Annotated in this window: 21 protein-coding genes and 1 riboswitch; of the genes, 15 read left to right on the top strand and 6 right to left on the bottom strand. The window is 43.2% G+C overall.

Annotation, left to right across the window (positions count from 1 at the left end):
• Positions 1–136: 136 nt before the first annotated feature.
• Positions 137–1,582 (bottom strand): TerD family protein, encoded by a 1,446-nt coding sequence (locus MKY20_RS01865; protein WP_217027440.1) that lies wholly within the window; start codon positions 1,580–1,582, stop codon positions 137–139.
• A gap of 452 nt (positions 1,583–2,034) precedes the next feature.
• Between MKY20_RS01865 and MKY20_RS01860 the strand changes: the two genes are divergently transcribed.
• A complete protein-coding gene (locus MKY20_RS01860) occupies positions 2,035–2,757 on the top strand; it encodes a glycerophosphodiester phosphodiesterase (protein ID WP_009335929.1) in 723 nt (240 codons plus the stop codon).
• 226 nt (positions 2,758–2,983) lie between these two features.
• On the opposite strand, the gene MKY20_RS01855 is transcribed toward MKY20_RS01860, so the two are convergent.
• The 3 genes from MKY20_RS01855 to MKY20_RS01845 all read right to left on the bottom strand — a co-directional run bounded on the left by MKY20_RS01855 (position 2,984) and on the right by MKY20_RS01845 (position 5,604).
• The gene (locus MKY20_RS01855) at positions 2,984–3,424 is read right to left on the bottom strand and encodes a hypothetical protein (RefSeq protein WP_009335928.1); all 441 of its coding nucleotides are present in this window, start codon (positions 3,422–3,424) and stop codon (positions 2,984–2,986) included.
• 9 nt (positions 3,425–3,433) lie between these two features.
• The gene (locus MKY20_RS01850) at positions 3,434–3,784 is read right to left on the bottom strand and encodes an ASCH domain-containing protein (protein WP_009335927.1); all 351 of its coding nucleotides are present in this window, start codon (positions 3,782–3,784) and stop codon (positions 3,434–3,436) included.
• A gap of 128 nt (positions 3,785–3,912) precedes the next feature.
• Positions 3,913–5,604 carry a glutamine--tRNA ligase/YqeY domain fusion protein gene (locus MKY20_RS01845; protein WP_019380099.1) on the bottom strand — a complete coding sequence of 564 codons (1,692 nt, stop codon included), beginning with the start codon at positions 5,602–5,604 and terminating at the stop codon, positions 3,913–3,915.
• A 302-nt stretch (positions 5,605–5,906) separates the two neighbouring features.
• Between MKY20_RS01845 and MKY20_RS01840 the strand changes: the two genes are divergently transcribed.
• The 5 genes from MKY20_RS01840 (at position 5,907) to MKY20_RS01820 (ending at position 15,141) form a co-directional block, all read left to right on the top strand.
• Positions 5,907–6,671, top strand: a complete 765-nt coding sequence (locus tag MKY20_RS01840; RefSeq protein WP_050807844.1) for an alpha/beta hydrolase — start codon at positions 5,907–5,909, stop codon at positions 6,669–6,671.
• A gap of 185 nt (positions 6,672–6,856) precedes the next feature.
• Positions 6,857–8,059 carry an MFS transporter gene (locus MKY20_RS01835; protein WP_034297759.1) on the top strand — a complete coding sequence of 401 codons (1,203 nt, stop codon included), beginning with the start codon at positions 6,857–6,859 and terminating at the stop codon, positions 8,057–8,059.
• Between the two features lie 443 nt (positions 8,060–8,502).
• Positions 8,503–11,250 (top strand): dynamin family protein, encoded by a 2,748-nt coding sequence (locus MKY20_RS01830; protein ID WP_251175355.1) that lies wholly within the window; start codon positions 8,503–8,505, stop codon positions 11,248–11,250.
• Between the two features lie 182 nt (positions 11,251–11,432).
• The gene (locus MKY20_RS01825; protein ID WP_009335922.1) at positions 11,433–14,228 is read left to right on the top strand and encodes a response regulator; all 2,796 of its coding nucleotides are present in this window, start codon (positions 11,433–11,435) and stop codon (positions 14,226–14,228) included.
• Between the two features lie 97 nt (positions 14,229–14,325).
• On the top strand, positions 14,326–15,141 hold the full coding sequence (locus MKY20_RS01820) for a CheR family methyltransferase (RefSeq protein WP_009335921.1): 816 nt from the start codon (positions 14,326–14,328) through the stop codon (positions 15,139–15,141).
• Between the two features lie 165 nt (positions 15,142–15,306).
• On the opposite strand, the gene MKY20_RS01815 is transcribed toward MKY20_RS01820, so the two are convergent.
• Positions 15,307–16,449, bottom strand: coding sequence for a PP2C family protein-serine/threonine phosphatase (locus MKY20_RS01815; protein ID WP_251175354.1), 1,143 nt, complete (start codon positions 16,447–16,449; stop codon positions 15,307–15,309).
• Between the two features lie 347 nt (positions 16,450–16,796).
• Here MKY20_RS01815 and MKY20_RS01810 point away from each other — a divergent pair, with 347 nt between their 5' ends.
• From MKY20_RS01810 to MKY20_RS01790, 5 genes are all read left to right on the top strand, one after another.
• Positions 16,797–18,161, top strand: coding sequence for an aspartate kinase (locus MKY20_RS01810; protein ID WP_009335919.1), 1,365 nt, complete (start codon positions 16,797–16,799; stop codon positions 18,159–18,161).
• Between the two features lie 238 nt (positions 18,162–18,399).
• The gene (locus MKY20_RS01805; RefSeq protein WP_009335918.1) at positions 18,400–19,038 is read left to right on the top strand and encodes a hypothetical protein; all 639 of its coding nucleotides are present in this window, start codon (positions 18,400–18,402) and stop codon (positions 19,036–19,038) included.
• 135 nt (positions 19,039–19,173) lie between these two features.
• On the top strand, positions 19,174–20,361 hold the full coding sequence (locus MKY20_RS01800) for an MFS transporter (RefSeq protein ID WP_341000166.1): 1,188 nt from the start codon (positions 19,174–19,176) through the stop codon (positions 20,359–20,361).
• A gap of 173 nt (positions 20,362–20,534) precedes the next feature.
• Positions 20,535–20,635, top strand: a riboswitch (glycine riboswitch).
• 149 nt (positions 20,636–20,784) lie between these two features.
• Positions 20,785–21,651 carry a formyltetrahydrofolate deformylase gene (gene purU, locus MKY20_RS01795; protein WP_019380091.1) on the top strand — a complete coding sequence of 289 codons (867 nt, stop codon included), beginning with the start codon at positions 20,785–20,787 and terminating at the stop codon, positions 21,649–21,651.
• Positions 21,652–21,736: 85 nt separating this feature from the next.
• A complete protein-coding gene (locus tag MKY20_RS01790; protein ID WP_139266815.1) occupies positions 21,737–21,862 on the top strand; it encodes an FbpB family small basic protein in 126 nt (41 codons plus the stop codon).
• 557 nt (positions 21,863–22,419) lie between these two features.
• Here MKY20_RS01790 and MKY20_RS01785 read toward each other — a convergent pair.
• Positions 22,420–22,740, bottom strand: a complete 321-nt coding sequence (locus MKY20_RS01785; protein WP_009335915.1) for a hypothetical protein — start codon at positions 22,738–22,740, stop codon at positions 22,420–22,422.
• Between the two features lie 314 nt (positions 22,741–23,054).
• Between MKY20_RS01785 and MKY20_RS01780 the strand changes: the two genes are divergently transcribed.
• The 4 genes from MKY20_RS01780 (at position 23,055) to MKY20_RS01765 (ending at position 26,640) form a co-directional block, all read left to right on the top strand.
• Positions 23,055–24,809: an alkaline phosphatase D family protein gene (locus MKY20_RS01780; protein ID WP_251175353.1), complete on the top strand. Its 1,755-nt coding sequence runs from the start codon at positions 23,055–23,057 to the stop codon at positions 24,807–24,809.
• Positions 24,810–24,824: 15 nt separating this feature from the next.
• Positions 24,825–25,031, top strand: a complete 207-nt coding sequence (locus tag MKY20_RS01775) for a twin-arginine translocase TatA/TatE family subunit (RefSeq protein WP_009335913.1) — start codon at positions 24,825–24,827, stop codon at positions 25,029–25,031.
• A 169-nt stretch (positions 25,032–25,200) separates the two neighbouring features.
• Complete coding sequence (locus tag MKY20_RS01770; RefSeq protein ID WP_251175352.1) at positions 25,201–26,196, top strand: hypothetical protein; 996 nt, start codon at positions 25,201–25,203, stop codon at positions 26,194–26,196.
• 318 nt (positions 26,197–26,514) lie between these two features.
• A complete protein-coding gene (locus tag MKY20_RS01765) occupies positions 26,515–26,640 on the top strand; it encodes an FbpB family small basic protein (protein WP_019380085.1) in 126 nt (41 codons plus the stop codon).
• Positions 26,641–26,648 lie beyond the last annotated feature (8 nt).

The following is a 26,648-nucleotide window of genomic DNA, read 5'->3' as shown; positions in this document are numbered from 1 at the left end:
TTTTAGAAATAACAGGGCATTTATCTTTTTGAGTATACCCGCATGTGAACTTTGTATGCGGCATATTCAGGAGGAGTAGGGAATAAATGCAAAAAAGCTCTGCCTGAAATTCGGCAGAGCTTGGGTACATTATATATTAAGATAGAAATTCATGCGGGTTTAAACCGAGTTCCATGCAGATCTCTGTAACAGCCTGTTTTTCATTTTGATCAAAGTTCCCGTCGGCATATCCGATCGCGATGCAATAACGGGCTACGAGGCGGGCGATCTCAGGCTTATTTCTTACCCGGCCAACTGCTTTAAAGGCTTCGGCCCGCCCGATGATCGGGTCCATTTCAATCCGCTGTACGAACATATTGAATTGCTGTATCACTTTTTGTGTATCAAACACTTTTAATTCCTGGCTGCTGTTTACAAACTCGACCATCTTTTGACGTTCAGTTGGATCAAGCCTGCCATCTGCCATGCCGACAAGGGCGCATGAAGCTACAACGGCGTCCAGGACATCCTGGCTCTTGAATCGTGTAAACAGCTCCTGGGCACGGCGCTTTTGGTCATTGGCCCATTGTGCGTAATCCTTCTGATTAGGTGACCATGAATTACCGCAGGAATTACAGGTGAGCTTCAGCTGGTTTTTTCCAATAAAGCCGCCAAGAAGTCCTACAGGCCCAAGGATGAGTCCTCCAATCGCCGCTTTTCCAAGGCCAAATCCTTTTTGGCCGGTCCGGATGTTAGTGGATCCGCAGCGGGTGCAGGCGATATTTCCATCTGTATAGGATTGAGCCTGGACCGGCTGCCCAATACCTGTCTGCCCGCCAAATGATGGCTGCGAAGGTAGCGTGTTATAAGAAGTCTGATTGTAGGCAGGCTGGCCAAAGGACGGTGAGTTGTATCCTGATTGTGCCTGCTGGCTATATTGCTGCTGGTTTTGTTGAGGACTGAATCCTTGAGCTGGCTGCTGATATTGACCCTGGCTGAATGAGTGCTGCTGACTTGGAGCAGGCTCATCATCTACGGAAACACCGAAGTTGCGGCAAAGGGCAGCTAATCCACCCTGGAATCCACTTGCAATGGCATTGAATTTCCACTCGCCATTGTGACGGTAAAGCTCTGCAGCGACGATTGCTGTTTCAACAGTAAAATCGCGCCCAAGGTCGAAGCGGAGAAGCTCTTCATTTGTCATGGCATTAAAAATTCTCACATAAGCATTGGAAACTTGTCCAAAGCTCTGTCCTTTCATCTGGGCATCATGAATGGTAATAGTAAAAGCAATTCGATGGATATGCTGCGGCACCTTATGTAACTCGATGCGGATTTGCTCATCATCCCCGGCACCTGCCCCAGTTCTATTATCACTGCTGTAAAGGATGGATCCGTTTCCGCCGGATGGATTATTATAAAACACAAAGTCACTATCACTTTGCACTTTGCCGGATGCACCTGTTAAAAAGGCTGAAGCGTCCAGGTCATATTGCGATTGATTATGGCTGACATCCCAGCCCAATCCTGCCATCACAACCTGCAAACCAGGATTGGTTTTGGTCAAATCTACTTTTTGTCCCTTGCTCAATCGAACTCCCACAGATTTCACTCCTAATTTGTTTTTATACTTAGAATTAAAAACTTTGTACTTTAAAAACTGTCTAGCTCCAGCGCCTACCCCCTCGAGGTCACAAGCCTGTCTAGTTGCGGCTCCTAGGGACGAAAGACTAGCCAATCCCTTCCAGAAGGGAAGAACACCTTCTTGCAGGGCTCGTCTTATGCTTGTCGTCCCCTCCACATTTCGGACAATCCTCCCAAAAGGGCAAAAAACGCCTTTCCGGAAGGCTTGTCTTGTGCTTGCCGGGGGGGCAAGGCGCTTCCGCTTTTCTTTTTATACGTTCTGAGAAGAAAGAAGTTTCATAGTTTTCATTATAAGGGAATTGGAAGCGAAGGGAAACTTGAGCGGCTATTCTGAGGATGAAAAAAATGGTTTTGGGGCAGGCCGTAGAATAGAATATTAATAATGATGTTGTTGACTTAGGAGGAGATAATTTGAATAAAAGAGCAAAAGTCTTTGCACACCGCGGCGTCAGCGGACATTTTCCAGAAAACACGATGGCCGCCTTCCAGGCCGCATTGGAGGCAGGGGCAGATGGAATTGAATTGGATGTGCAGATGGCGAAGGATGGAAAGCTGGTAATCATTCACGATGAAACTGTGGATAGAACAACGGGCGGCACCGGTTATATAAAGGACATGACCTTTGAAGAAATCCTGCGGCTTGATGCAGGGAGCTGGTTTGGGAATGTTAACACCGGCGAAACAATTCCGGATCTGGAGCAGCTTTTACAATGGGCAGTTAGGGAAGGCAACGAACTGCTGATTAATATTGAATTGAAAAATGATTTGATTGAATATCCCGGGATGGAAGAAAAGGTTATTGATCTTATTCTAAATTATAAATTGGAACAGCGTGTCATAATATCATCTTTCAATCCAGAGAGTCTGAAAAGAGTCCGGGACTTGCATGCCACTTTGCAGACGGGCTATTTGATTGAAGGCATCCCTGAAAACACACTCGAAATGGCAAAAAAAATAGGGGCAAACAGCATTCATTGTGAAGAGGGGTTTGCTCTATCGGAGTTTGGGAGGGAAGCAAAAGAAGCAGGGTTTCCGTTGCGGGTATATACCGTAAATGATGAAACCCGCAGCGGATTGTTAAATAATGCCGGAGTCGAAGTGATTATGACCGATTTTCCGGAAAGGTTTTTGTAATAAAGAGTTTATTGCCTATGTAAATTCCGTTTATCTCCGAGACATTTGATATATCCGTGAAAATATCAAGATATTCGCGAAATTCAGAATATATTCACGTAAACAAAAATTCCGCTAAAATTAGGATTTATCAGACATTCGGATATAAACACGAATTCGAATGCCATGCAGCAGAATGCCATCAAAAAAACAAGCGCGGATCTCCAGCGCTTGTTTTTAGTTAACTCTACCAAAGTACAGGTTTGGCCACCATGAACCAGAGCATGAGCATTAATAGAAAAAGGTAAATCCAGACTGAGCGGGTAAGTTTCCTGACAAGAAACTGCTGATCTGCTCCAGGCGCATCAAATTTCTTCAGAACGGGAGAAAAGGCTCGGGCGAGAAAAAAGACAGAGCCTCCCATTACCGCCAGGGTCGCAACGATCCAGGATGTCGTCCAGCCCCAATGGCTGTTCACGATAAGAAGGACACCCGAGCCTACAAGTACATGTCCTGCATGCTTGACAAGGCGCACGGATGTCCTGAAGATGCTTATGTATGCCTGCTGAACCCCGGGCTCAGCCGATTCCAATTTATTGACGATTGGAATCAGAACAAAAAATGGGCCAACAGAAAGTATGGCACTGCTGACATGGATGTACAGCAGTATTCGGTACAGTATGTCCATTCCGGCAGATTACTTCTTCACTGCGCTGAATTCATGAACCCATACACGCATCTGCGGAAGCCATGGCATTCCCGGATGCATGGAAAGAATGGATTGTTTGTAGTCTTCCAAGCTTTCGAAGCCTTCCTGGCGGGCATGCTCGTCTGTTAATTCACCAAGGGATTGGGAATAAACTTTATTTACAACAAAGTCCTGGCCTTCAAGTGTCATGATTTCCCCGACATCAGCATATCTGCCATTACGGCGTGTGGCTGTTTTTTTTCCTGCAAGAACCTTCTCCACGTCCTCTTTAACTGTGACCATTCTGTCTACGGAACAGGTTTTTGGCGGTAATGTATTTGGATCATGCTGATTTGACATTATGCTATTCCTCCTTATGTAAATGCTTACCTTTTAAACCTTACCATATTTTCAAGCCGGAAGGTAGCTGTGTTTAAGAGCAGTTTTTATAAAAAAGGCTTGAGGAAATTCTTCCTCAAGCCTAAAAATTACTTTAACTTAAATGAACTCTTCAGTGATACAATCCTGTTAAAAACAGGTTTTTCTGCTGTTGTGTGTTTCGGGTCGACATTGAAATACCCATGGCGGAAGAATTGGAATTTATCCTGGGCTTTTACATCCTTCATGTTAGGTTCAATGAAACCATTAACAATTTCAAGTGAGTTCGGGTTCACGTAGTCAAGGAACGTTTTTCCTTCAGCATCGCTTTCAGCAGCATCATCTGTGTCTGCCTCAGCGTTCTGATCGGCATCTTCGTCAAGAATCAATGGCTCGTATAAACGGAATTCAGCCGGAATAGCACTCTTTGCATCCACCCAGTGAAGGGTACCCTTCACTTTTCGTCCTGTAAAGCCTGTTCCGCTCTTTGTTTCTGGGTCATATGTGCAATGCAGCTCAACAACATTGCCATCCTCGTCCTTGATGACTTCGTTGCACTTGATGAAGTAAGCATGCTTTAAGCGTACTTCATTGCCAGGGAAGAGGCGGAAATATTTTTTCGGAGGATCTTCCATGAAATCGTCCTGTTCTACAAAAATCTCTCTCGAGAAAGGAATTTGGCGTATGCCCATCTCCGGGTTTTCTGGATTGATTTCCGCATCAAGCATTTCAGTCTGATCTTCCGGGTAGTTCGTGATCACAACCTTTAACGGGCGAAGCACACCCATTGTACGAGGGGCTTTTAATTTCAGGTCTTCGCGGACATAATGCTCAAGCATAGCTTCATCCACCACACCGGAACCTTTTGAAACACCCGTTTCTTTTACGAACTCGCGGATTGCTTCCGGAGTATAGCCCTTGCGTCTTAGACCGGAAATCGTCGGCATGCGCGGGTCATCCCAGCCGTCAACATAATTCTCTTCCACAAGCTGCTTCAGTTTTCTTTTGCTCATAACTGTATTAGAAATATTCAGGCGGCCAAACTCGATTTGCTGCGGTGTGCTTTCCATTTCACACTCTGCGACAACCCAGTTATATAGCGGACGCTGGTCTTCAAACTCGGTTGTGCATAAGGAATGGGTAACCCCCTCGATTGCATCCTCAAGCGGATGGGCAAAAGCATACATCGGATAGATGCACCACGTATCACCCGTATTATGGTGAGTTGTATGTGAAACACGATAGATAACCGGATCACGCAAGTTCAGGTTCGGTGATGACATGTCGATCTTTGCTCTAAGAACTTTTGCTCCATTTTCGAATTCCCCGCCCCGCATACGTTCAAATAAATCAAGATTCTCTTCAACTGAACGGCTGCGGTATGGGCTTTCTTTTCCAGGTTCTGTCAGCGTTCCGCGGTATTGGCGGATCTCTTCCTGGCTTAAGTCATCCACATATGCCTTTCCTTTCTTGATTAAAAGAACTGCACGGTTATACATTTCCTCGAAATAATTCGAAGCAAAGTGAAGCTCCTCCCACTCGTAGCCAAGCCATTTAACATCTTCTTTAATGGCATCCACAAATTCCTGATCTTCCTTTAGCGGGTTCGTATCATCAAAACGGAGGTTCGTCTTGCCATTAAAATCATCTGCCAGGCCGAAGTTGATGACAATCGATTTGGCATGTCCGATATGAAGATAGCCGTTCGGCTCAGGCGGGAAACGGGTAATAACCTCTTTACGCTTTCCCGATTCCAGATCCTCTTTAATAATCGTTCGTATAAAATTTGAATTGTTTTCCAAACCGGTATCAGCCTTTCTGTTTATGTAGTTAGTACTTATTTTAATAAGTTCGGGAAGGAAAATAAAGCGAAACTTCCCTTTGCTGCGCTCCTGCCGCTTGCTTTTTGTTTAGAGGGCAATGCTGCTTATTTCTTTATTCATTCTATCTATTATAAACAAGACGATGCTGGAAAAAAAGTTTTTCTGAAGACTGGATGCGAAGTTTTACAAAAATGTTAAATATTTTCAAATAAGGAGGGATAGAGTGGGGTGGGAAGAATACCTCTTATTAGGAATTAATCTATTGAATGGAGGAATGAACCTTGTCTGAAAAGTATCCGATTATAGAAGGCGCAGAACCTTTTTATTATGAAGGAAATGAGATTGGGATTTTGGTTTCACATGGCTTTACCGGTTCAACTCAAAGCATGCGTCCGCTTGGGGAAGCTTATGCAAATGCAGGGTATACGGTCTGTGGTCCACGCTTGCGGGGACATGGCACTCATTATGAAGAAATGGAAACAACGACCTATCAGGATTGGATTCATTCTGTTGAAGAAGGCTATCAGTGGCTGAAAGAGCGCTGCAGTACGATATTCGTTACAGGTCTGTCGATGGGCGGCACCCTGACATTGTATATGGCCGAGAAATATCCGGAGATTAAGGGGATTATCCCGATTAATGCAGCAATTGAGATTTCTGATATGGAGGCAGCAGCCAGCCTGGAGGATGTCCGCTTCCTTGATGCAATTGGTTCAGACATTAAAAACCCTGATATAAAAGAGCTTGCCTATGAAAAGACACCGGTTAAATCGATTGGTGAAATAACGGAACTGATGAAGAAGGTCAAAGGCGATTTAGAAAAAGTGAATTGTCCTGCGCTGATTTTTGTCTCAAAAGAAGATCATGTAGTTCCGCCTTCCAATTCGCAGGAAATATACAGCAGCATTAAATCGGCTGCAAAGGAATTGGTCACCCTGGACAACAGCTATCATGTGGCAACACTGGATAACGATCAGGACATCATTATAGAAAGAACACTGCATTTTCTGCAGCGGGTACTGGAAACAAGCAGTCTGCAGGGGTGATGGGGGAGCTTAATCTGGCTCCTTTTTTTTATGGACTTTATTATAGAAGATTTTCATTGTCTTAATAAAGTTCTACCCCTTGATATGATGCAAAATTCCCGTTCCTTTTTCCAATCAGTTATGGTAGTATTTAGTGATGCGAAATAATTAACTGATTTATTCTGGAGATAAAAGGAAAGCGGGGGATGCAGTTGGTAAGGGCTGTAAAAGAGACTTTATGGACCAAGTCTTTCATAATGCTGATGATCGGGAATTTATTTGTCTTTATGTCGTTTCAGATGCTGATTCCGACACTGCCCCCATATATAAAGTCCATAGGAGCAACTGGTCTTGAAATTGGTCTGGTTACGGCGCTGTTTTCGATTGGAGCCGTTTTGAGCAGGCCTTTCATCGGATTTATGCTTGAATATAGAGCAAGGAAGCAGCTGGTGCTGATAGGGGCAGCGGCGCTTCTGGCCATAACGGTTATTTATCCGCTGTCAAGCGTGGTGATGATTTTTCTGCTGTTCCGATTCATCCACGGACTCGCTTGGGGCTGGTCAACTACTGTGAATGGTACGGCAGCAGTAGATGTAGTGCCTAATTCCCGTCTTGGAGAGGGAATGGGTTACTATGGCCTTAGCGTTACAATCGGGATGATCATCGCTCCGAGTCTTGGAATCTATCTATATCAGATTACCTCTTTTACCAATCTTATTTATATCTCGAGTGTACTTGGCGTAATTGCCATTGGGCTCCTATCCATTGTTCGCTACGAAACGCCTGCAGCTGTTCTGGAAACAAGGAAAGAGGATCTGAAATTCTCTTACTTAGACTCTTTAATCGAAAAAACCAGCTGGTTTCCTGCCTTTATTACGATAATTGTGACATTTGGGTATGGTTCCATCGTAACGTTCATTGTTATTTTTGGAGAAGAGCGCGGTATTGATCAAATTTTCCTTTTTTACCTGTTCAATGCGATCATGGCATCGCTTTCGAGACCGATTTCCGGAAAATGGTTTGACCAGCGGGGGCCAAAGGGACTTGTCCTGCTTTGCACGTTCCTGACCTTTATCGGCATGTGGGTACTTTCTTTCGCTCATTCGAATTTGTTTATTATCATAAGCGGAATTTTGTTCGGAATTGGCTTTGGATCATTGATACCTACTCTGCAGTCTTGGACACTATCAATGACACCATCCAACCGCAGGGGTGTGGCAAATGGAATGTTCTTCTCATCTATCGACCTTGGCATTGGGCTAAGCGGCCTTGTGTTTGGTGTGCTTGCACAGTTTGTGGAAACGGCAGCCCTATTCCAAATATCAAGTGTGTTCCTGATTCTAGGCATGGCTGTTACAATCCTCTATGGCAGACGGCGCTCAGCTGCCCGGCCGCAGCAAGCCTCTTGATGAAGAATATAAACTGGCAGGCAGGAATATATATTTCTGTCTGCCAGTTTTTATTTTGATTGGGGTGGTATTAATATATAGAAGCTGGTTCTAACTATTAAGAATATTACACAGGAATACAGCAATGTTTCAAAAATGATAGAGAAATGAAATTTTTTGCAGAAAAATTTTTGTTACAATATAAGGATAAAGGATGAAAATTGGCGCATTATGCGTTTTTTATAAAAGATAAGAAGGTAAACTCTGAAGTTAGATAACTGTCTAGCTCCAGGCGCCATCGGCTCGAGGTCATAAGCCGATAGGCGGGCGCCTTCCGCTTTTCTTATAAAAGCATGCTGATAAAGCCCTATGATATTAGGAAATCAGCAGGCTGTTCAATAAAACTCTTTTAAAAGCCGGTGCCTTTAGGCGCACTTTTAAAAATAGCACTGCGGGGGATCAAGATGACTTTAGAGAAGCAGCTAATCAGCAAAACCTTTTATGAGACCTTCATGGAATCTAATGAAAATGTGCATCCGATCAGGGTTTTGGGTGAACTGTATGTTGCTGAGCAGCAGAACGAAGTGCCCGATTTAACCAATATCCGTTTCGCCCAGGGTGAGGTGTATTTCCTTAACAAGGATTACGAAGCGGCCATTTTTAAATGGGAGAGCATTCCGAATGAATTGGGGCCATGGGCACAGAAAAATATGGCTGATGCCTATTTTGAATTGGATTTGCTTTCAAATGCAGAGGACTTTTACAAATCGATTGAGACAGATTCAGAAGTGCTGAAAACCGAAGTGCTCCTTCAGCTGTTTTCACTTTACATACAGCGCGGCAAGCTTGAAATGGCTGTTGGATCCATTAAAGATGCGGTCCGGTTAAATCCGGATTATCCGGATGTGACTGATCTGGCACGCGGATTCTTTGAGGAACACAGCGATTGGGGAAATGCGGTGGAGCTGGCTGTCAATGAAGCAATCAGGACGGAATCCCTATCTTGGTTTGAAGTTCTTCATTCGTATGTGGACCAGGGGCGGACAGCTAAAATGGAGCCGAACTATTTCAGCGAGGCGCTTTCGGTGTTATACCGTGTGGACCATGCTCATTTTGAAAGTTTATCAGCCGCTCTATGGAGTAGCTACAAGAAATCAGGTCTTTATTTCTCATGGCTGAAAGAATATAACCATCTTCTCCTGAATATGGAGCCAGGGCGCTCACATACATGGGGCCAGCTTTCCGAGCTTTACAAGGATACTTATTTTGAACTAATCAGCGGTAAGCATCTAATCAGGGACTTATCACACCTGATACCGAATCATATAACTAACTGGTTGAAAATAGCTGCACCTTCGCATTCCCTTGTTTCGGCCTCGGCAGTGCTGGCGTGGAGCGAAATTTTCCCGTCTAATATTGATTCCTCAGCTGTCAGCGAGGCAGAAGGCCTTGTGAATCGCTCTGTCCGCTATCAGGACGGCTTGGAGGAAAGCTTCAAGCTATTTGAAAATGTCATGAAATGGGCGAAGGAAAAGGGCGTGCTGATGGGTGAACGCTTTGAATGGATGGTCCGTGAGCTCCTTGATTTGGATGCAGGGCATTTGCTGATTGCCGGTACGGCATCAAATGGGAAATCCTCGTTTGTCAACACTCTTCTCGGTGAAGAGCTGATGGGAGATTCCACTTCTGCCTCAGTGCTGTTCAAGGATAGTGATGTAGCGGAAATTCATGCCGTTACGGACGAGGAAGTCCGGAGTATTTCTGACCTGGAGGACTTTAGGCAAAGCGCAGAAAAAAGCCAGCAGACACTTATACGATGCAGAATGCCATTCGCCTTTTTACAGAATAATAGACTTGCTGTTATTGATACGCCAGGTCTTGCGGGGCAAAGCAAATTCAGAAATGGTGTGTTCCAATATCTCCATTTCGCAGACAGCATGCTGTTTGTCCTGAATGCGGATTCGCCTCTGACAGATAAAGAGCTGGATCTTGCTGTGAGAATGAGAGAACAGGCTCCGGAATTGCCTATTCATTTCCTTCTCAGTAAAATGGACCGGATTCCAGACAGCCAGGATGCCATGGATCTTCTTGATGAAACTCAGTCCCGTGTTCATACCTACTTTCCAAAAGCAAAGGTGTTTGCTTTCTCCGCCTATTATGAAAGCGAAAGCCAGCTGAAAGATTTAGCAGTCTTTATCAGGTCGATGATGGATGGACGGGACCGGAAAGAAGAGCGTACAGCAAAGGTTCTATACTATGTTAAAAAATCGATCAAATTCCTTCTTGAAAAACGCGTTGAAATGGAAAACAGCTTGATTGACACTATTAAATGGAACGAAGAAATGGTAACAAAACTTAAGGGTGCCAACAATCAGCTGAGTGATATGGAAGAAGAAAAGGTCCGGACAATTAAAAAGTCCTACAGTCAAATTAAAGATAAAATGAGACAGGATCTTGAGAAAAAGATTCCGGAACTGCTTCGGAATTGTTCAGAAATGGTGACAGAGGACAGTGATTTTGGAAAAATCCACACTGAACTCAATGACGAAATGAATAATCGGGTACACGAATATATTGAAGAGACGGTTTTGCCGGATTTCCATGTCTCCATTCAGGAGTGGATTGCTGAAAGTGAAGGAGAGTTCAGAAGCAGCCAGGCATATCTGGATGAAATGAGCGAAAGCTTTAATGAGCTATATGGCGAGGAGAAAATCTCGCTGGCCTGTGACTTCAGGGTGCTGGATGACTGGCGCCGCGACGCGGATCGAATGACGCGGGGAAGTGTTCAGCTGGAAAAGGCCAACATTCTAAACCGCTTTTCGCCATCGCAGTTCCTGCTGAAGAGTGCAGGCAAGCTGCTTGGTGCGATCCAGCAGAATAAAGCCATGCTCCATAATAAATATAAACAGTTCATTGAACACGAAGATTATAGCGAGATCGCAGAATCCATCACCAATAAATTCATGCAGCAATTCGAGCTTTTCGAGAAATCGCTTGAACGGGATATTAAAATGTTCTTCAGAAATCCGTTTGATGTATTGAATCATACGGTTGAAGAGACCTATACGGACATTGCAGATAATAAAGAGGCTTTAAGCGATATGCGCAAAAATCCTGAGATTTACCAGGATCCTCTGACACTATTTGACCTGAAGCTCCGCCAGTTTGAATGGATGACTTCAGCAGGGGAGAAAGTTAAGGAATATCGTTAAACATTAGGAAGGAGTTTTCCTTCCTTTTTTTTTATGAAAAAAAATAGAAAAACAGGTTTGATTTATACCGAATAAGGGTAAAGAAGCCAGTCTATTAAAATTTTTAAGCTCATAAACGTGAACAGGAACTTGAAAACGGAAACAAAGATAAAGAAAAATTGGGGGAAAGAAGGAGAGAACAGGTGAGCTTTAAGAGAAAGCAAATAATGGGTTTGGGCCTAACTGTATTTTTTATGTTTATTCTAATGTTTGTCATTCTGTCTATGGTGAACGGAATGAAGGCAAACATGCTGGAAATTGTGGAGGATCGCTATTATAAGGTAAACCAGGCTACAGAGATCAGACAGCTTTTTTATCAGACAGATCAGCAGCTGCTGAGTGTGCTCACCGACATAGAATCGGCAGATCCCGCCATGACGGCTGAATTGATCGAGGCAAACCATGAAGGGATACAAACCCGGATTTTGAAATTGGAAAATGAATTAAATAGACAGAAATCCAGTCTGCTATTAAAGGAAGTAGAACAGGCATATGAATCATATGCCCAAATGCAAAACAGCTTCATTGGATTAATGGGAAGCAGAGATCTGGATTCCTTGGAAGATCTGTACAGGGATGAAAGGGAAAACCGGAACTCTCTTCTAGTAAAGCTGGCTGAATTTAAAGAATATCAGGAATCCATCATGGCTGATTCGCTGGAAAATGCAAATGAAACATATAGCCAGTTAGTAGCGACTTTGGTTGCTGCGGTTGCAATAGCCATTATTTTAATCGTCGGAGTTACGGTTTGGGTGATTAGAAGTACAGGCAGAAGCATCAGCTTAATTACAAAAGGGATTAAGGATATTGATTATCAAGACCTTTCTTCCATCTCAAGGCTGAATATTGAAACAAAAGATGAGATCGGTGAAATCGCGATAGCCTTTAACTCTATGGCTGATTCACTCGAGAACTATTACGAAAAAGAACAGCGCTATTCGGCTGAAATCAGTGAGCAGAACTGGATTCAAAGCCAGTCTGCTGCATTAGTAAGCATCTATAGCCAGCATGTGACCATAGCGAATTTGGCAGATGATTTTATTTCCAGGCTGGCACCTGCCGCCGGAGCCAATCTCGGAGTCTTTTACGTGAAAGATGACAGCGGAAGCAAACCTGTATATAAAAAACAAGCTGCTTATGCCGATGGGGCGGAAGATGCAGGAAGAGACTTTTTCTTTGCTGGGGAAGGAATAGCAGGGCAAACAGTCAGGGATAAGAAAACAATATTCCTTCATGATGTTCCTGAGGATTACAAGGTCCTATCAACCGGTTTGGGAGATGTCAGGCCGAAAAGCATCATGATGGCACCCGTCATGCTCAAAGACGAGGCCGTTGCAGTTGTGGAATTGGCAAGTTTGCGGCCATTCACTGATGCACAGATCAAGCTCCTGGAAAAAGTAATTGAAACATTAGGAATAGCCATTACGAATATTTCAGGAAGAATGGAGATCGAACGCTTATTGGCAGAATCTCAGGCACAGACAGAGGAACTGCAGGCACAGGCTGAAGAGCTGCAGTCCCAGTCGGAGGAGCTGCAGGCGCAATCTGAAGAAATGCAGAGTCAGTCCGAAGAGCTGCGTATGATTAATGAACAGCTTGAAGAGCGCTCCAGAGATGCGGAAATGAAGTCTGAAGAACTTCAGGCTGCCAAGGAAGAGCTGGAGGAAAAAGCAAAGCAGCTGAGTTTAAGCTCAAAATACAAGTCAGAATTCCTGGCAAATATGTCGCATGAGCTGCGCACGCCGCTTAACAGCATATTGCTTTTATCAGAGATGCTGGCAGAAGACCCGGATCAAATGCTAACTGAAGAACAGAAGGAGTTTTCCAAAGTTATTCATACATCAGGACAGGATTTGCTTACCCTGATCAATGATATTCTGGACCTTTCAAAAGTGGAAGTAGGAAAACTGGAGATCAGCTTTGAGGAAGTCAATATGGGTGAAATGTCGCAGCGTATGAATCAGCATTTTACACAAGTGGCAAAGCATAAAAACCTTGAGTTTACTGTAAGCTCTTCAGAAGAAGTGCCGCCTGTATTCCATACAGATGAGCAGCGGCTGCAGCAAATTGTGAAAAATCTCCTGTCAAATGCATTTAAATTTACGGAAGAAGGTTCAGTAGCAGTCACTTTTGAAAAAGCTGCACAGAGCGATTTCTTTGGTTTGCCGTTATCCGCCTATACAGATGATTGGCTTAAAATAACAGTGCTGGATACAGGCATTGGCATTCCAGCAGAAAAGCAGCAGCTGATTTTTGAAGCCTTCCAGCAGGCTGATGGAGCCACGATGAGAAAATATGGCGGAACGGGCCTGGGATTGTCCATCTCCAAGGAATTTGCCCAGCTGCTCGGCGGCATATGCAAAGTGGAGAGTGAAGAAGGAAAAGGAAGCCGTTTTACACTGGTCATTCCGAATCTGCCAAACGGCATGCCTGAAATTGAGGCAGGAACGCTTGCTTTTGAAGAAGCTGCTGTAACCGCAGAACCTCTGGAGGAAGTGTCTGAGCCAGCATCCCCCCCAGCCGCTGAAGGAAATAGTGAAGCAGACCATCAGCATACAGGTACCGAGCTTAAAGATAAAACAGTCATTGTCGTAGATGATGATCACAGAAATATTTATGCGCTGAAAAATGCTTTGAATAAAGAAGGCATGAATGTCCTTACAGCAGAAAACGGGATGCAATGTCTGGATTTAATAATGGGGACAGAAAAGATTGATATTGTGCTGATGGATATTATGATGCCGGTTATGGATGGTTATGAAACCATGAAGAGGCTTCGCGGGCTGGACAGGCATCAGGATGTTCCAATCATTGCCCTTACTGCCAAGGCAATGAAAGGCGATAGGGAAAAGTGCATGGAAGCCGGTGCAACAGATTATATCAGCAAGCCATTAAAACTGGACCAGCTGCTGTCCGTTATGAGGGTGTGGCTTTCATAGAAGGAACCAGGGGAGCGCCATTTCTAATGTACGGACAGACAGAGGAGCATTCCCCGTATCCATAATTTTATTCTCGAAAGTTGAGGAATGACTAGAATTGAAAAAGGAAGAATTAGAGATAGATTTACTTTTAAAGGCCATTTACGGTTTATCCGGGTATGATTTCCGGCAATATATGCGCTCTTCCATTACAAGGAGGATTCAAAATCGCATTAGCAGGGATCGGCTGCCCAGCATAACAAGCCTCACAGAGAAGGTTATACATGAAGATGGGTATCTGCAAAAGGTCCTGAGCGATTTTTCAATCAATGTTACCGAAATGTTCCGGGATCCTTCGTTTTTTAAAGCTTTTCGAAATGAGGTTGTCCCGATGCTCAGAGAATTGCCTGAGATCAGAATCTGGCATGCAGGCTGTTCGACTGGAGAGGAAGCCTATTCCATGTCTATTTTGATGGAAGAAGAGGGTTTGGGAGAACGAACTAAAATTTATGCCACAGACATCAATGAAAAAGTGCTAAAAAAAGCAGAGAGCGGAATGATCCCTTTGCAAAAAATGCAGCTCTACACAAAGAACTACATTATGGCAGGCGGAAAAAAATCATTTTCTGAATACTATACTACAGATTGTGAAGCAGCTTATTTGAATTCATCCCTGCTTAATCGAATGGTTTTTGCGCAGCATAATCTGGTGACCGATGGCTCATTTAATGAATTTCATGTGATTATATGCCGCAATGTCATGATTTATTTTAATACTGATCTGCAAAGCCATGTTTTTAATCTTTTCAATGAAAGCCTCAGCATGGGAGGGTTTCTGGGACTTGGAAGCAAGGAAGCGCTGAGGATGGAAGTGCCTGTATTTGAAGAAATCAACCTGCAGGAAAAGATTTTCAGGAAGACCGCTCCAGCATAAAAAAGCGGAAACGCCTTGCCCGCCCCCTCGAGGGGCAGGCGCAGGAGCTGGACAATACTCAAAGTTCAAAAGGAATCACATTTTTATCTTTTATATAAAGACAGAGTGCGGACCCTATTTCAGGGACTGCACTCTGTTTTTTTGCAAAAATATTATGTATACACACTAATCTGCCTGGACCAAAACAACACACATATCATCATCAGCGCTTGCCTGCTGCTGTTTAGTCAGAATCATATCGATTGGCTCTGCTGTTCTGGCTGCATTCCAATGGAAGGATGCGAAGCGCTGAAGATATTCACAAGGGTTAAGATTATTCTGCTCCACTGCCTCCTCCACTCCGTCCGTAAACAGGAGCAGCTGGATGGAGTCTATATAGGGAATTGTTTCTTTTTGTATCGTAATATCTTCAAAAAAGCCTACTGCACACATATTGCTTGATAAGCTGAACATTTCCTTTTTATCTGTGAGCGCATATCCGGTTGGATGTCCGGCATTCACATACTCAACGGTTTTGTCTTTTTTATTAAGGACGAGGTAAATGGCTGTAAAATAATATGGAATCCGCTGATTGCGCTGATTAAGGGAATTCATCCACCGATTTAGTTCCTTCATGACGTATTCAGGATCGCTGCATGTTCTGATGGCATCCCTTAGAACAGAAGAAATAAACATGCATACAAGGGATGCTGAAATCCCGTGGCCCATCATGTCCAGCTGGATGGCAGCAAAGCGGTGTTCATCTATTTGGTGCCAGTAATACATATCCCCTGCAAGTTTGTTGGCTGGCAGGTAGGAAGCTTTTAACAGTGTATGTTCATGATAAATCGGCTCGCTCAGCATGCTGGTCTGAACCTGCATGGATAAATCCAATTCATTCTTGATTTTATTTTCCTGCTCCTTATGCCAGTCCTTTTCATATTTAAGTCTTAAAGCAGCACGAATCCGGGCAAGCAGTTCCGTTTTATTTATGGGCTTCATAACATAATCAGTTCCGCCCGCATCAAGAGCCTCAGCTACCTTATTTGAATCTTCCAATGCAGTTACAAAAATCACCGGTATATCCTTTAAATGCGGAATCTGCTGAAGCCGCCGGCATGCCTCAATTCCATCCATCTCCGGCATCATAATATCCATTAAGATAATGTCTGCTTTTATATCAGCTGAAAAAGGTGAATATCCCTGAAGATGCTGAAACATATCCTTTGCAGAAGAAAACGTTAAATGGTCTTTATAACCCGCGCGTTTTAATATATGCTGAATGACAAATAAATTGGCTTGATTATCGTCCACAATTAGGATTCCCATAGACTTTTTCCCTTCCCGTGTTTTACGATTTAATTCTTTATATAAATATCCTTAACATATACCCCGTTTTGACAAGGGGAAAACCATAATATTAATAGTTTATTTGCTTTGGGCAATTTGGCAGAACGGCATAAAATAAACTTTATATTGTAAGCGTTTTCTTTTGTTTTTCTGAAATAATATTATAAAGTGATATAATCACACAAACTAGCTATATTAAATATATCTATATAACTTTGTGTATTTTTATGGTGAACATCTGTATTTTTAGGATAGAATTTCTCTTGATTTCTTTTCGGATAAGAGTAAAATAAAGATTAAATTTTCAGAGATTAGGAGATGTCAGGATGAAAGTCGTAAAGTTCGGAGGATCTTCTTTAGCATCCGGAAAGCAAATCGAAAAAGTTTTCAATATTGTAAATGCTGATCCAGAGCGGAAGATAATCGTCGTCTCGGCTCCTGGAAAGCGATTTTCAGCAGATAATAAGGTTACTGATTTATTAATCGCATGTGCGGAGAAACGGATTCAGGGGGAATCAGCAGATGACTTGGCTGAAGCTGTATTGGATCGGTATGGCCAAATAGCTGATGAATTGGAGCTGGGTCTGGACATTAAAGATATGATCAGGGAGGATCTTTTTACAAGGCTTTCAAGCGATACAGATGATCCTGAAGTTTTTATGGATCTGATCAAAGCGAGCGGCGAGGATAATAACGCTAAGCTTGTTGCAGCTTATTTTCAGCAGCAGGGAGTGGAAGCAAGGTATGTGAACCCGAAGGAAGCGGGATTGCTTGTAAGCCCGGAGCCCGGAAATGCACAGGTTCTTCCTGAGGCATATGAGAATCTATATTCCTTAAAGGAAAAGGACGGGATTATCATTTTTCCAGGTTTCTTTGGATACAGCAGGGATGGGCAGGTGTTCACATTTTCAAGGAGCGGATCGGATGTGACAGGTTCCATTTTGGCTGGAGCAGTCAAAGCGGACTTGTATGAAAACTTTACAGATGTGGATGCTGTTTATTCGGTAAATCCATTTATTGTGGAAAGTCCTAAAGAAATCAAAGAACTGACATACCGCGAAATGCGGGAGCTTTCCTATGCAGGTTTTACCGTCCTGCATGATGAAGCACTTGTGCCGGCATTCAGGGCTGGAATTCCTGTGCAGATTAAAAATACGAATAATCCATCTGCTCCTGGCACCAGGATTGTGAACGAGCGCGATAACACAAACGGACCTGTGATCGGGATTGCCAGTGATCAGGGATTCTGCAGCATATACGTCGGCAAATACTTAATGAACAGGGAAGTCGGCTTCGGAAGGAAGCTGCTGACCATTTTGGAAGAGTATGGCCTCAGCTATGAGCATACCCCGTCAGGAATTGATGACATCTCCATTATTCTTCGGGAAAACCAATTTACTGATGGTGTGGAGGAGGAAATTCTGAGCCGCATTCAATATGAGCTTCACGCGGATGAGGTGAAAATCCAGCATAGCCTGTCGCTTATCATGGTAGTTGGTGAGGGGATGCGCCAAAACATCGGAACAATGGCCCGCGCCTCCAAGGCCCTCGCTAAAGCGAAAGTAAATATGGAAATGATCAATCAGGGCTCATCTGAAGTGAGCATGATGTTTGGCGTACAGGCAGTGGATGAAAAACGCGCGGTACAGGCTCTATATAATGAGTTTTTTGCTGCGGTGGCAGCTGTGTGATCATTATCCGAAGGTAAATCTGCTCATACGAAAGTAAAATGGTTTATCCGAAGGTAAATCTGTTTATACGAAAGTAAAATGTTTTATCCGATAGTAAATAGGCTTTATATGCAAATAAATCAAACGTTTGATTGAAAAAGCTTGGGGCATTAGCCTCGAGCTTTATTTTTTGGAATGAAAAATCTTAAGATAATCAAAATAAGAAGGAAACTTTTTCAATCTGGAAGGAGAAAAGGATATGAAGAAAGTATTGATATTGGGAATAATGCTGCTGCTGCCGCTGAATATGCTAACAGCTCCAGGCAATGCGGCTGCACAGAAACCGTGTATCACCCAATCAGAGGTTAAATTTGGAAATGAATTCCGCAGGTTATGGGTCGACCATGTATTATGGACAAGCAATTACATTACAAGTGCCACAACTGCCGGAGCGGAGGATCAGAAGCAGGTTCTGGCAAGGCTTTTGAAAAACCAGGAGGATATCGGCAATTCGATAAAGCCTTATTATGGAGATGCTGCAGGTAATAAGCTTACAGAGCTGCTTAAGGAGCATATTGTTATTGCCGGAGATATTGTTGAAGCTGCCAAGAGCGGGCAAGGCGCAAAAGTGAATCAGCTGAACAAAATATGGCATCGCAATGCAGATGAGATTGCTGCTTTTCTAAGCGGAGCCAATCCTAATTTGCAAAATGAAGATGTAAAAAAATTGCTGTACACGCACCTCGAATTGGTGACGGATGATTTAACAGCGAGCCTGGTTAAGGATTGGGATGCAAGAATTGTTTCAATTGATGATGGATTGTCGCATATTATCATGATGGCAGATGCCATTTCAGATGCAGTTGTGAAGCAATTCCCAGACAAATTCAAAGGGTGAATACAAGAGGCTTCAGTACATGCTGGAGCTTCTATTATTTTTCCTTTGACAAAGCAGCCTGTCTCATTATAAGCTATTTAGCGTGCTAAATAATTTAATGTAAATTTTTCACATATAGAAGGAGGGGTATCCGCTATGTCTGGGGATCAAAAGAAAAAGATGGTCATACTAATGATCAATATGTTTATTGCGATCGGAAGCTTTGGGATTATTATTCCGATTTTGCCCGCTTATTTGGAATCCATTAATCAGGGTGGAACGGCAGCAGGCTTGATGATTGCCATTTTTGCGGGTGCCCAGCTGATTTTTTCACCCATTGCAGGGAAATGGGCTGACCAATACGGCCGCAGAAAGATGATTATTTACGGGTTAGCTGGTTTGACTTTATCCATGCTTGTCTTTTATGCAGTGGATTCCATATGGCTGCTATATTTTTCTCGTGTCATTGGAGGCGTTGGAGCAGCATTGCTGATTCCAGCTATTTTTGCCTACATTGCAGATATTACAACCATGGAGCAGCGTGCAAAAGGGAATGGCCTTGTCTCAGCTGCGATGTCACTTGGAATCGTGGTCGGACCTGGAATTGGCGGATTTTTGGCTGACTTCGGATTGAAAATGCCATTTCTGATTTCAGCGCTTGTATCTCTAGTTGCAGTTATTTTTTCAATTATGCTCCTCGAAGAGAGCAGCACATTGCAGACGGTGCCGGGAGAGATGCCTGAAGAGGAACCAATGGTCAAGAAGCTGGCAATGTCTGTTAAGAAGCCATATTTTATTCCGCTTGTTATCACATTGGTGATGAGCTTTGGACTAATGGCATATGAATCAGTGCTGGGGCTTTATCTTGATAATGAGTTTGCTGCTACTCCGCAGGAAATCGCCATTATGGTGACTTCAACGGGGGTTATTAGTGTTATTGTTCAGTTATTTGTAGTCGATCGGGTGGTTAATAAATTCGGAGAAGGAAAGGTATTGAATATCTTCTTGGCTGTTGCGGCGTCAGGTTTCCTTGTGTCGCTGTTTGCAGGAAGTTATGCACTATTCTTTTTCATTTCACTGATCATTTTCCTGGCCACTTCCATCCTGCGTCCGGTTTTAACCACGCTTATCTCAAAAATGGCTGGCAATGAGCAGGGATTTGCGATGGGGATGAATAATGCTTATATGAGCATTGGAAATGTACTTGGACCAACGATTGCCGGCGTACTTTACGATGTGCAGATAACCTATCCGTTTGTTCTCGGTCTGGCCCTATTGATCGTTACATTGTGTATCACGATTGCCTGGCCAAAAAAGCAACCAAAACCGAAAGCGGCTGTATAGAAAACGGCTTGGAGACATTGTCTTCAGGCTTTTTTTATTTGCCCTTTATTCTCAAATGATATTGAAAGAAAAATAGTCAGGTTATAATTGTGGCAATTTTGTGAAAGAAACGCAGTTCGATTGACACAGCCTAAATAATGTATTATTCTGAAAATAACAAAAATATTGAGCGAATGACGGCTGCGGGAGAGAGCATTTAGTAGCCACCGAAGGAGCAAGCTTCAAAAATACCCTTGAAGCCAATCTCTCAGGTAGACAGAACCGCAGTCGGACGCATCTCTGGAGAGCGCGCAGGAATCCTGCGACACCAAAGGGGTTAAACTCTCAGGTAAAAGGACAGAGAAGGGGGATGAAGAAGCCGCCTTTTTTTCTGTCCTTTTTATATGGATGGCAGCTTCGGGAAATGCAGATGGAGGAATCTATATGAATAAAAATATCAATGCAAACAGGGCGACATTGCTGATATCTTGTCCTGAGCGGCCGGGCATAATCTCCACAGTCTCCAATTTCCTGCTGGAGCATAAGGCTAATATTGTCCATTTTGACCAGCATACAACCGATCCGCTGGCAGGCATATTCTTTATGCGGATTGAATTCGATATGAATCATTTTGATGAGTCCTTTTCAAAACTGAAAGAGGATCTGCCTGAAATGGCCAGGGAATACTCAATGGAGTGGAAGCTGAGCGGCAAAGGCGAGCGCAAGCGGATGGCTATTTTTGTTTCTAAGATGGATCACTGTCTGCTGGAGCTCCTATGGCGCTGGAAATCGAAGGAGCTTGAAGTGGATATTCCCTTGGTGATCAGCAATCATCCCGACATGAGGGAAGTGGTGGAGGGTTTCGGAATACCTTATCATCATATTCCGATTACACCTGACACTAAAGCTGAAGCTGAGCAAAAGTCGGTGGAGCTTCTGGAAGGAAAAGTGGATTTCATTGTGCTCGCGAGATATATGCAGATCCTTTCGCCTAGCTTTATTTCTAAATATCCAAACAGGATTATCAATATCCATCATAGCTTTCTGCCAGCCTTCGTGGGAGCCAATCCTTATGCACGGGCGTTTAACCGCGGAGTAAAGCTGATTGGGGCAACAGCTCATTATGTAACGAATGATTTGGATGAAGGCCCAATCATTGAACAGGATGTCCAGCGGGTTAATCACCGCCACACTGCACAGGATCTCAAAATTGCAGGACGGCATGTAGAAAGACAGGTCCTCGCTCAGGCAGTCGCCTGGCATGTGGAAGACAAAGTCATTGTGCATGGAAATAAGACGATTGTTTTTTAGGTGATAGACAGACACCATACTCTGTCAAAAAAAATAGATCCAGCATCCAGGAGATTACAGACATCATGAGAGAAGGTGAGCAGAAATGAAAAAGAAAAAATTATCAATGCTTGAAATGATTAAGGCAAATAAAGAAGAGCTTTTAAAAGATAGCCGGGAGCTTGAAAAAATTGAAAAGAAAATAGACGATAAATATGCAAGAGCGCAGTAAGAGAGTACACCCGGTCTGGGAGTAAAACAGGCCGGGTGTTTTTTTATGGAGCTGGGTTAAGAAGTGAAAATGGCGCGAGACTTATTGAGATTAGTGTCTGCGGAAGAGCAGGAAATGAACGAAGGGAGCTAATGAGGGAGAATAGCGTCTTTGAGGAGAGGCAAGAGGAGTGAAGGGAACTAATAAGGATGAATAGGGCCTTTGGGGAGAGATAAGCGGGGGTGAGGAGAACTGATAAGGATGAACATTGCCTTTGAAGGAGAGGCAAGCGGGAGTGAAGGGAGATAATAAGAATGGGTAGTGCCCCAGAAGAAGATGAAAAGGGGACGAAGGAAACTAATGCAGATAGGTAGTTTCCCCTTGATAAAAGCATTAAAAACGCCCAGGGAGTCCCTGGGCGCCAGCTTCTTATTTTTGTCTAAAGAAGTCTGTGAAAGCATGATACATTTCCATTCCCTGATAAAAGAACAGGCTGGAAGCTGTTAATGAAAATAAGCCAATCATTAAGAATCGAATCCACATTATTCGTTTCCTCCTTCAATTGTTTTGTTGGACAATTAAGGAGTGTGGATTACATAATTCGCCTCGTAGAAGATGGGGGTATAAAATATCTTTTTTCTGCGGGCGATGATGTGAAGGGCACTGTATACAAAAAGGATAATGGTTAGGTTTATGATGGCTATAGAAAGCATATCCTGTGTGAAGATATGTTTTTTAGGATCATCTTTTAATAGAAAGCTCTCGGTAAAGTCCGAAACCGTTACCGCTTTGCTTTGGTCCATTGGAATATCATTAAAATGGACACCAGGGTATTGGGTGATGAGGAAGGATAAAAATACAGACAGCATTAAAAGTGGCAGTAACTTCATTTTTTTCATTCCCTCACCCCTTTTCAAGATTATAACTATCATCATAAACACTATTTATAGATTAGTAAACTAAAAGATTTTGACAGGATTCGTTAATATTCTATGTATATATTGTAAAAATAGCTGGGACAAATGTTACAGGGGCACAAAGGGATTTTGGCTGCAAGTCTGGATTATAGGTTGAATGAATAACCTAATGCTTACAAAGTCCTGATAAAATAGGCAGAGGTATTGTCATTCTCCTTTACACATCTTCATATTGCTTTAAAAATAGCCTCTTATAATCAACTGTGAATCCAGATTGATTTAAGAGGTGAAGAAAAATGGGACATGAGAGATCGATTGATGATTTAATCAGGAAGTTTAATGAAGAGAACTTAAAGAGGGACATTGACCGCCGGAGCTTTCTATCTGGTGCAGGGAAAATTGCCGGTTTTTCGCTTGCGCTGGCTATGGCGCAATCATTAGGGGTGGGTAATCTAACGGTTGATGCAGCTCCTAAGTTCAGCAAATATCCTTTTACCCTCGGTGTGGCATCAGGAGATCCTCTTTCGGACAGTGTGGTTTTATGGACAAGGCTTGCACCAGATCCGCTTAATGGAGGCGGGATGCCTCATCATGCTGTCCCAGTCAAATGGGAACTTGCTGCAGATGAACATTTCCGAAAAGTTGTTAAACGCGGGACAGAAATTGCAGTGCCGGATTTGGCGCATTCTGTGCATGTGGAGGCAGAAGGCTTAATGCCGGACACTGTCTATTATTATCGTTTTAAAAGCGGCAATGAATTAAGCCCAATTGGGAAAACAAAGACGCTTCCGGCTGCGGGTGCCAAAGTATCAGGGCTATCATTTGCATTTGCTTCATGCCAGCAGTATGAACATGGATTTTTTACAGCCTATCAGCATATGGCAAAGGAAAATCTGGATCTTGTCATTCACCTTGGTGACTACATATATGAATATGGACCAAATGAATATATTTCACCAACAGGAAATGTCCGTCATCATAGCGGACAGGAAATTATCTCTCTCGAAGATTACCGGAATCGCCATGCCCAGTACAAAACGGATCCGCATCTGAGAGAAGCGCATGCTGCTTTCCCTTGGGTAGTCACTTGGGATGACCACGAAGTGGAAAATAACTATGCAGCTGGGATTCCGGAAAAAGGCCAGTCGGCAGAAGCATTTATTAAACGCCGTGCAGCTGCTTATCAGGCTTACTATGAGCACATGCCGCTCCGGTTATCTTCCATGCCAAATGGTGATGGTATGCAGCTGTATAGGGAATTCAGCTATGGCAGCCTAGCGTCATTCCTTGTGCTTGACTCCCGGCAATATCGGGATGACCAGGCAAATGGTGATGGCAGCAAGCCGCATACTCCGGAGTCGCTTGATCCAACCCGCACTCTCCTTGGCAATGAACAGGAACAATGGGTTGAAAGCAATCTAGCCAGCTCCAATGCGCATTGGAATGTACTTGCACAGCAGGTGTTCTTTGCCCAGAGAAATTTTGGATCAATTGCTTCGCCGAAGTTCAGCATGGATGCATGGGATGGTTACCCTGCTGCCCGGCAGCGTCTGACAGATTTTGCTGTTTCAAACAATATCGGAAACCTAATCGTTCTGACTGGGGATGTCCATGCAAGCTGGGCTTCGAATATTCTAACAGACTATAATGATCCAAATGCAAAGCTGATTGGGGCTGAATTTGTCGGAACCTCTATCACATCAGGAGGAAACGGATCAGATGTGAGAGCGGATACGGAAAAGACGCTTGCAGAAAATCCGCATATTAAGTTCTTTAATAATTATAGAGGCTATGTCCGCTGCCGGGTAACACCAGAGCAATGGCGTGCAGATTATCGGGTTCTTCCTTTCGTAACAGAGCCTGGAGCGGATATTTCAACAAGAGCATCATTTATTTTTGAAAAAGATCAGGCTGGCTTGAAGCAGGTATCGGCATCTGCTGTACCTCAGGGGGCTGGAATCTCTTCTGAGGTGGAAGAAGATCGCCATCACGCTCATTCAAGGGCACATGAAAAGCAGCTTAAGAAAAAGCGAGAAAAGGTATTACATTAACGGGACGGTGAGAAGATGATTTCCAACATTGGCATTCCAGGCTTAATTCTCGTTCTTGTCATTGCGTTGATCATATTTGGGCCATCCAAGCTTCCTGAAATCGGGCGGGCATTTGGGCGGACCTTAACGGAGTTTAAAAGTGCGGCAAAGGATTTGGTATCAGATGAGGAAAAGAAGGAAGAGCAAAAGCCGGTACTTTCAGCCTTGAAAAAAGAAAAGTAGGAAATAAAAATACAGGCAAGCGAATTAGCCTGTATTTTTATTGCGAACAATATGTGAAATATTTCACATATTGTTCATTTTTGATTCATCCACTGGAATGAAAAGTATTATATATTAATACTGTACTTATATTGTTTACCTAAAATGCCATCAGGGAGGCACGATCATCATGAAAAAAATATTCCAGTTTTTATTAATAGCAGGATTGGTTATGACGCCTTTTTTTGCGAGCGCACATGTGAAATGGTTCACAAATGTGACACCTCAAAAGGAAACGATTGAAAATATATTATCACCTTTATTTTTGGGACTGGCACTGACAGCTGCGATTGTCCTTGCGATGCTGACATTGATTATCCCAAGGACAGCGCAATGGGACAAAGTTAAAAAGCTGGATGACTGGCTCTCAGGATTCCGCAAATATAGCAGGTATATCCTTAAGTATGGTACAGCCGCGGCATTAATAATACAGGTGACGAATGGAACATTATTTGCGCCTGAATTTTATTTAACCAATACGATTGCAATGATTCTAACTTGGGCAGCAATTGGCTTTCTGCTTATTCCGCATCACATCTCTACAAAGGCCGGAGCCGTTATTTTATTGGGGCTATTTGTGTACGTTACCCTTTGGAATGGCATTTTCCATATGCTTGATTATGGATATTATGTTGCCATTATTGGAGTCTTGCTGGTCGGCAGCACAAAGCTTGAGCAGGTTGGATTTCCATTCCTTTATTTAGGCACAGGTTTATCTTTATGCTGGGTGGCTGTTGAAAAATGGGTATATCCAAGCATGTCTCTTGATATTGTAGCCAATCACGGAGTTCCCACATTCGGCTTTGCCCCGGCTGCATTCGTTGTTATGGCTGCATTCATTGAGTTTGTTGTCGGTTACCTTCTAGTGGTAGGGATCCTTAACCGGGTAGTTGGCTTTGTGGTTACGGTTATTTTTATTACAACCACGATGCTGTTTGGAATGACAGAAGTAATCGGCCATTTTATGATCCATATTGTCCTGATTATCTTCATCATTGAAGGGGTGTCTTTTTATAACCCGCCTATTAAGCTTCATAAAACCAGGGCAGATCAATTTGTGTTTGTTTTCCTGAACTTTATTTTCGTCCTTGCGACATTCATTCTGATTTATTACCGATTTGCATAAGGGTTGACACCTTAAGAAAAATAGAATATGATTAACGTATAGTTGAATAGTTTCTCCTAAAGGGGAGTAGCTTTTACAGCAGAGTCGTCATTTCGGAGTTTAGAGCTCCCGGCTTTGTTGGCAACCTTAACGTTGTTAGCAAGACCTTTGCCTGTTTCGGGTAAAGGTCTTTTTGTTTTTTTAAACCTTTACCGCTTGCTGGTAGAGGTTTTTTTATTGCCTGATATAGCTTGGCAATGGAAATCCTCAATCGACATAACTGCAGGGAAACAGTGCGAAGCTTTCAATACTTAAAAAATAGAAGGAAAGGAGACCAAGATGAAAAAAGCTAGAGTATCATTTGCAGAATTAATTAAGAAAAACAAAGAAGAGCTGCTGAGAGATCAAGAATTGCTGGCTAAAATTGAAAAACGTGTAGACGAAAAATATACAAAGGTGAAATAAGGGAGGGT

Source organism: Cytobacillus sp. FSL W8-0315, from assembly GCF_038002905.1.
GTDB classification, from domain to species: domain Bacteria; phylum Bacillota; class Bacilli; order Bacillales; family Cytobacillaceae; genus Cytobacillus; species Cytobacillus pseudoceanisediminis.
This window is presented reverse-complemented; position numbering and strand designations above follow the sequence as displayed.

Coding starts and splice junctions, on each gene's coding strand:
- MKY20_RS01855 (WP_009335928.1), bottom strand. CDS start 3,424: ATGGACATACTGTACCGAATACTGCTGTACATCCATGTCAGCAGTGCC.
- MKY20_RS01850 (WP_009335927.1), bottom strand. CDS start 3,784: ATGTCAAATCAGCATGATCCAAATACATTACCGCCAAAAACCTGTTCC.
- MKY20_RS01835 (WP_034297759.1), top strand. CDS start 6,857: ATGCAGTTGGTAAGGGCTGTAAAAGAGACTTTATGGACCAAGTCTTTC.
- MKY20_RS01830 (WP_251175355.1), top strand. CDS start 8,503: ATGACTTTAGAGAAGCAGCTAATCAGCAAAACCTTTTATGAGACCTTC.
- MKY20_RS01815 (WP_251175354.1), bottom strand. CDS start 16,449: ATGGGAATCCTAATTGTGGACGATAATCAAGCCAATTTATTTGTCATT.
- MKY20_RS01810 (WP_009335919.1), top strand. CDS start 16,797: ATGAAAGTCGTAAAGTTCGGAGGATCTTCTTTAGCATCCGGAAAGCAA.
- MKY20_RS01805 (WP_009335918.1), top strand. CDS start 18,400: ATGAAGAAAGTATTGATATTGGGAATAATGCTGCTGCTGCCGCTGAAT.
- MKY20_RS01800 (WP_341000166.1), top strand. CDS start 19,174: ATGTCTGGGGATCAAAAGAAAAAGATGGTCATACTAATGATCAATATG.
- purU (WP_019380091.1), top strand. CDS start 20,785: ATGAATAAAAATATCAATGCAAACAGGGCGACATTGCTGATATCTTGT.
- MKY20_RS01790 (WP_139266815.1), top strand. CDS start 21,737: ATGAAAAAGAAAAAATTATCAATGCTTGAAATGATTAAGGCAAATAAA.
- MKY20_RS01785 (WP_009335915.1), bottom strand. CDS start 22,740: ATGAAAAAAATGAAGTTACTGCCACTTTTAATGCTGTCTGTATTTTTA.
- MKY20_RS01780 (WP_251175353.1), top strand. CDS start 23,055: ATGGGACATGAGAGATCGATTGATGATTTAATCAGGAAGTTTAATGAA.
- MKY20_RS01775 (WP_009335913.1), top strand. CDS start 24,825: ATGATTTCCAACATTGGCATTCCAGGCTTAATTCTCGTTCTTGTCATT.
- MKY20_RS01770 (WP_251175352.1), top strand. CDS start 25,201: ATGAAAAAAATATTCCAGTTTTTATTAATAGCAGGATTGGTTATGACG.
- MKY20_RS01765 (WP_019380085.1), top strand. CDS start 26,515: ATGAAAAAAGCTAGAGTATCATTTGCAGAATTAATTAAGAAAAACAAA.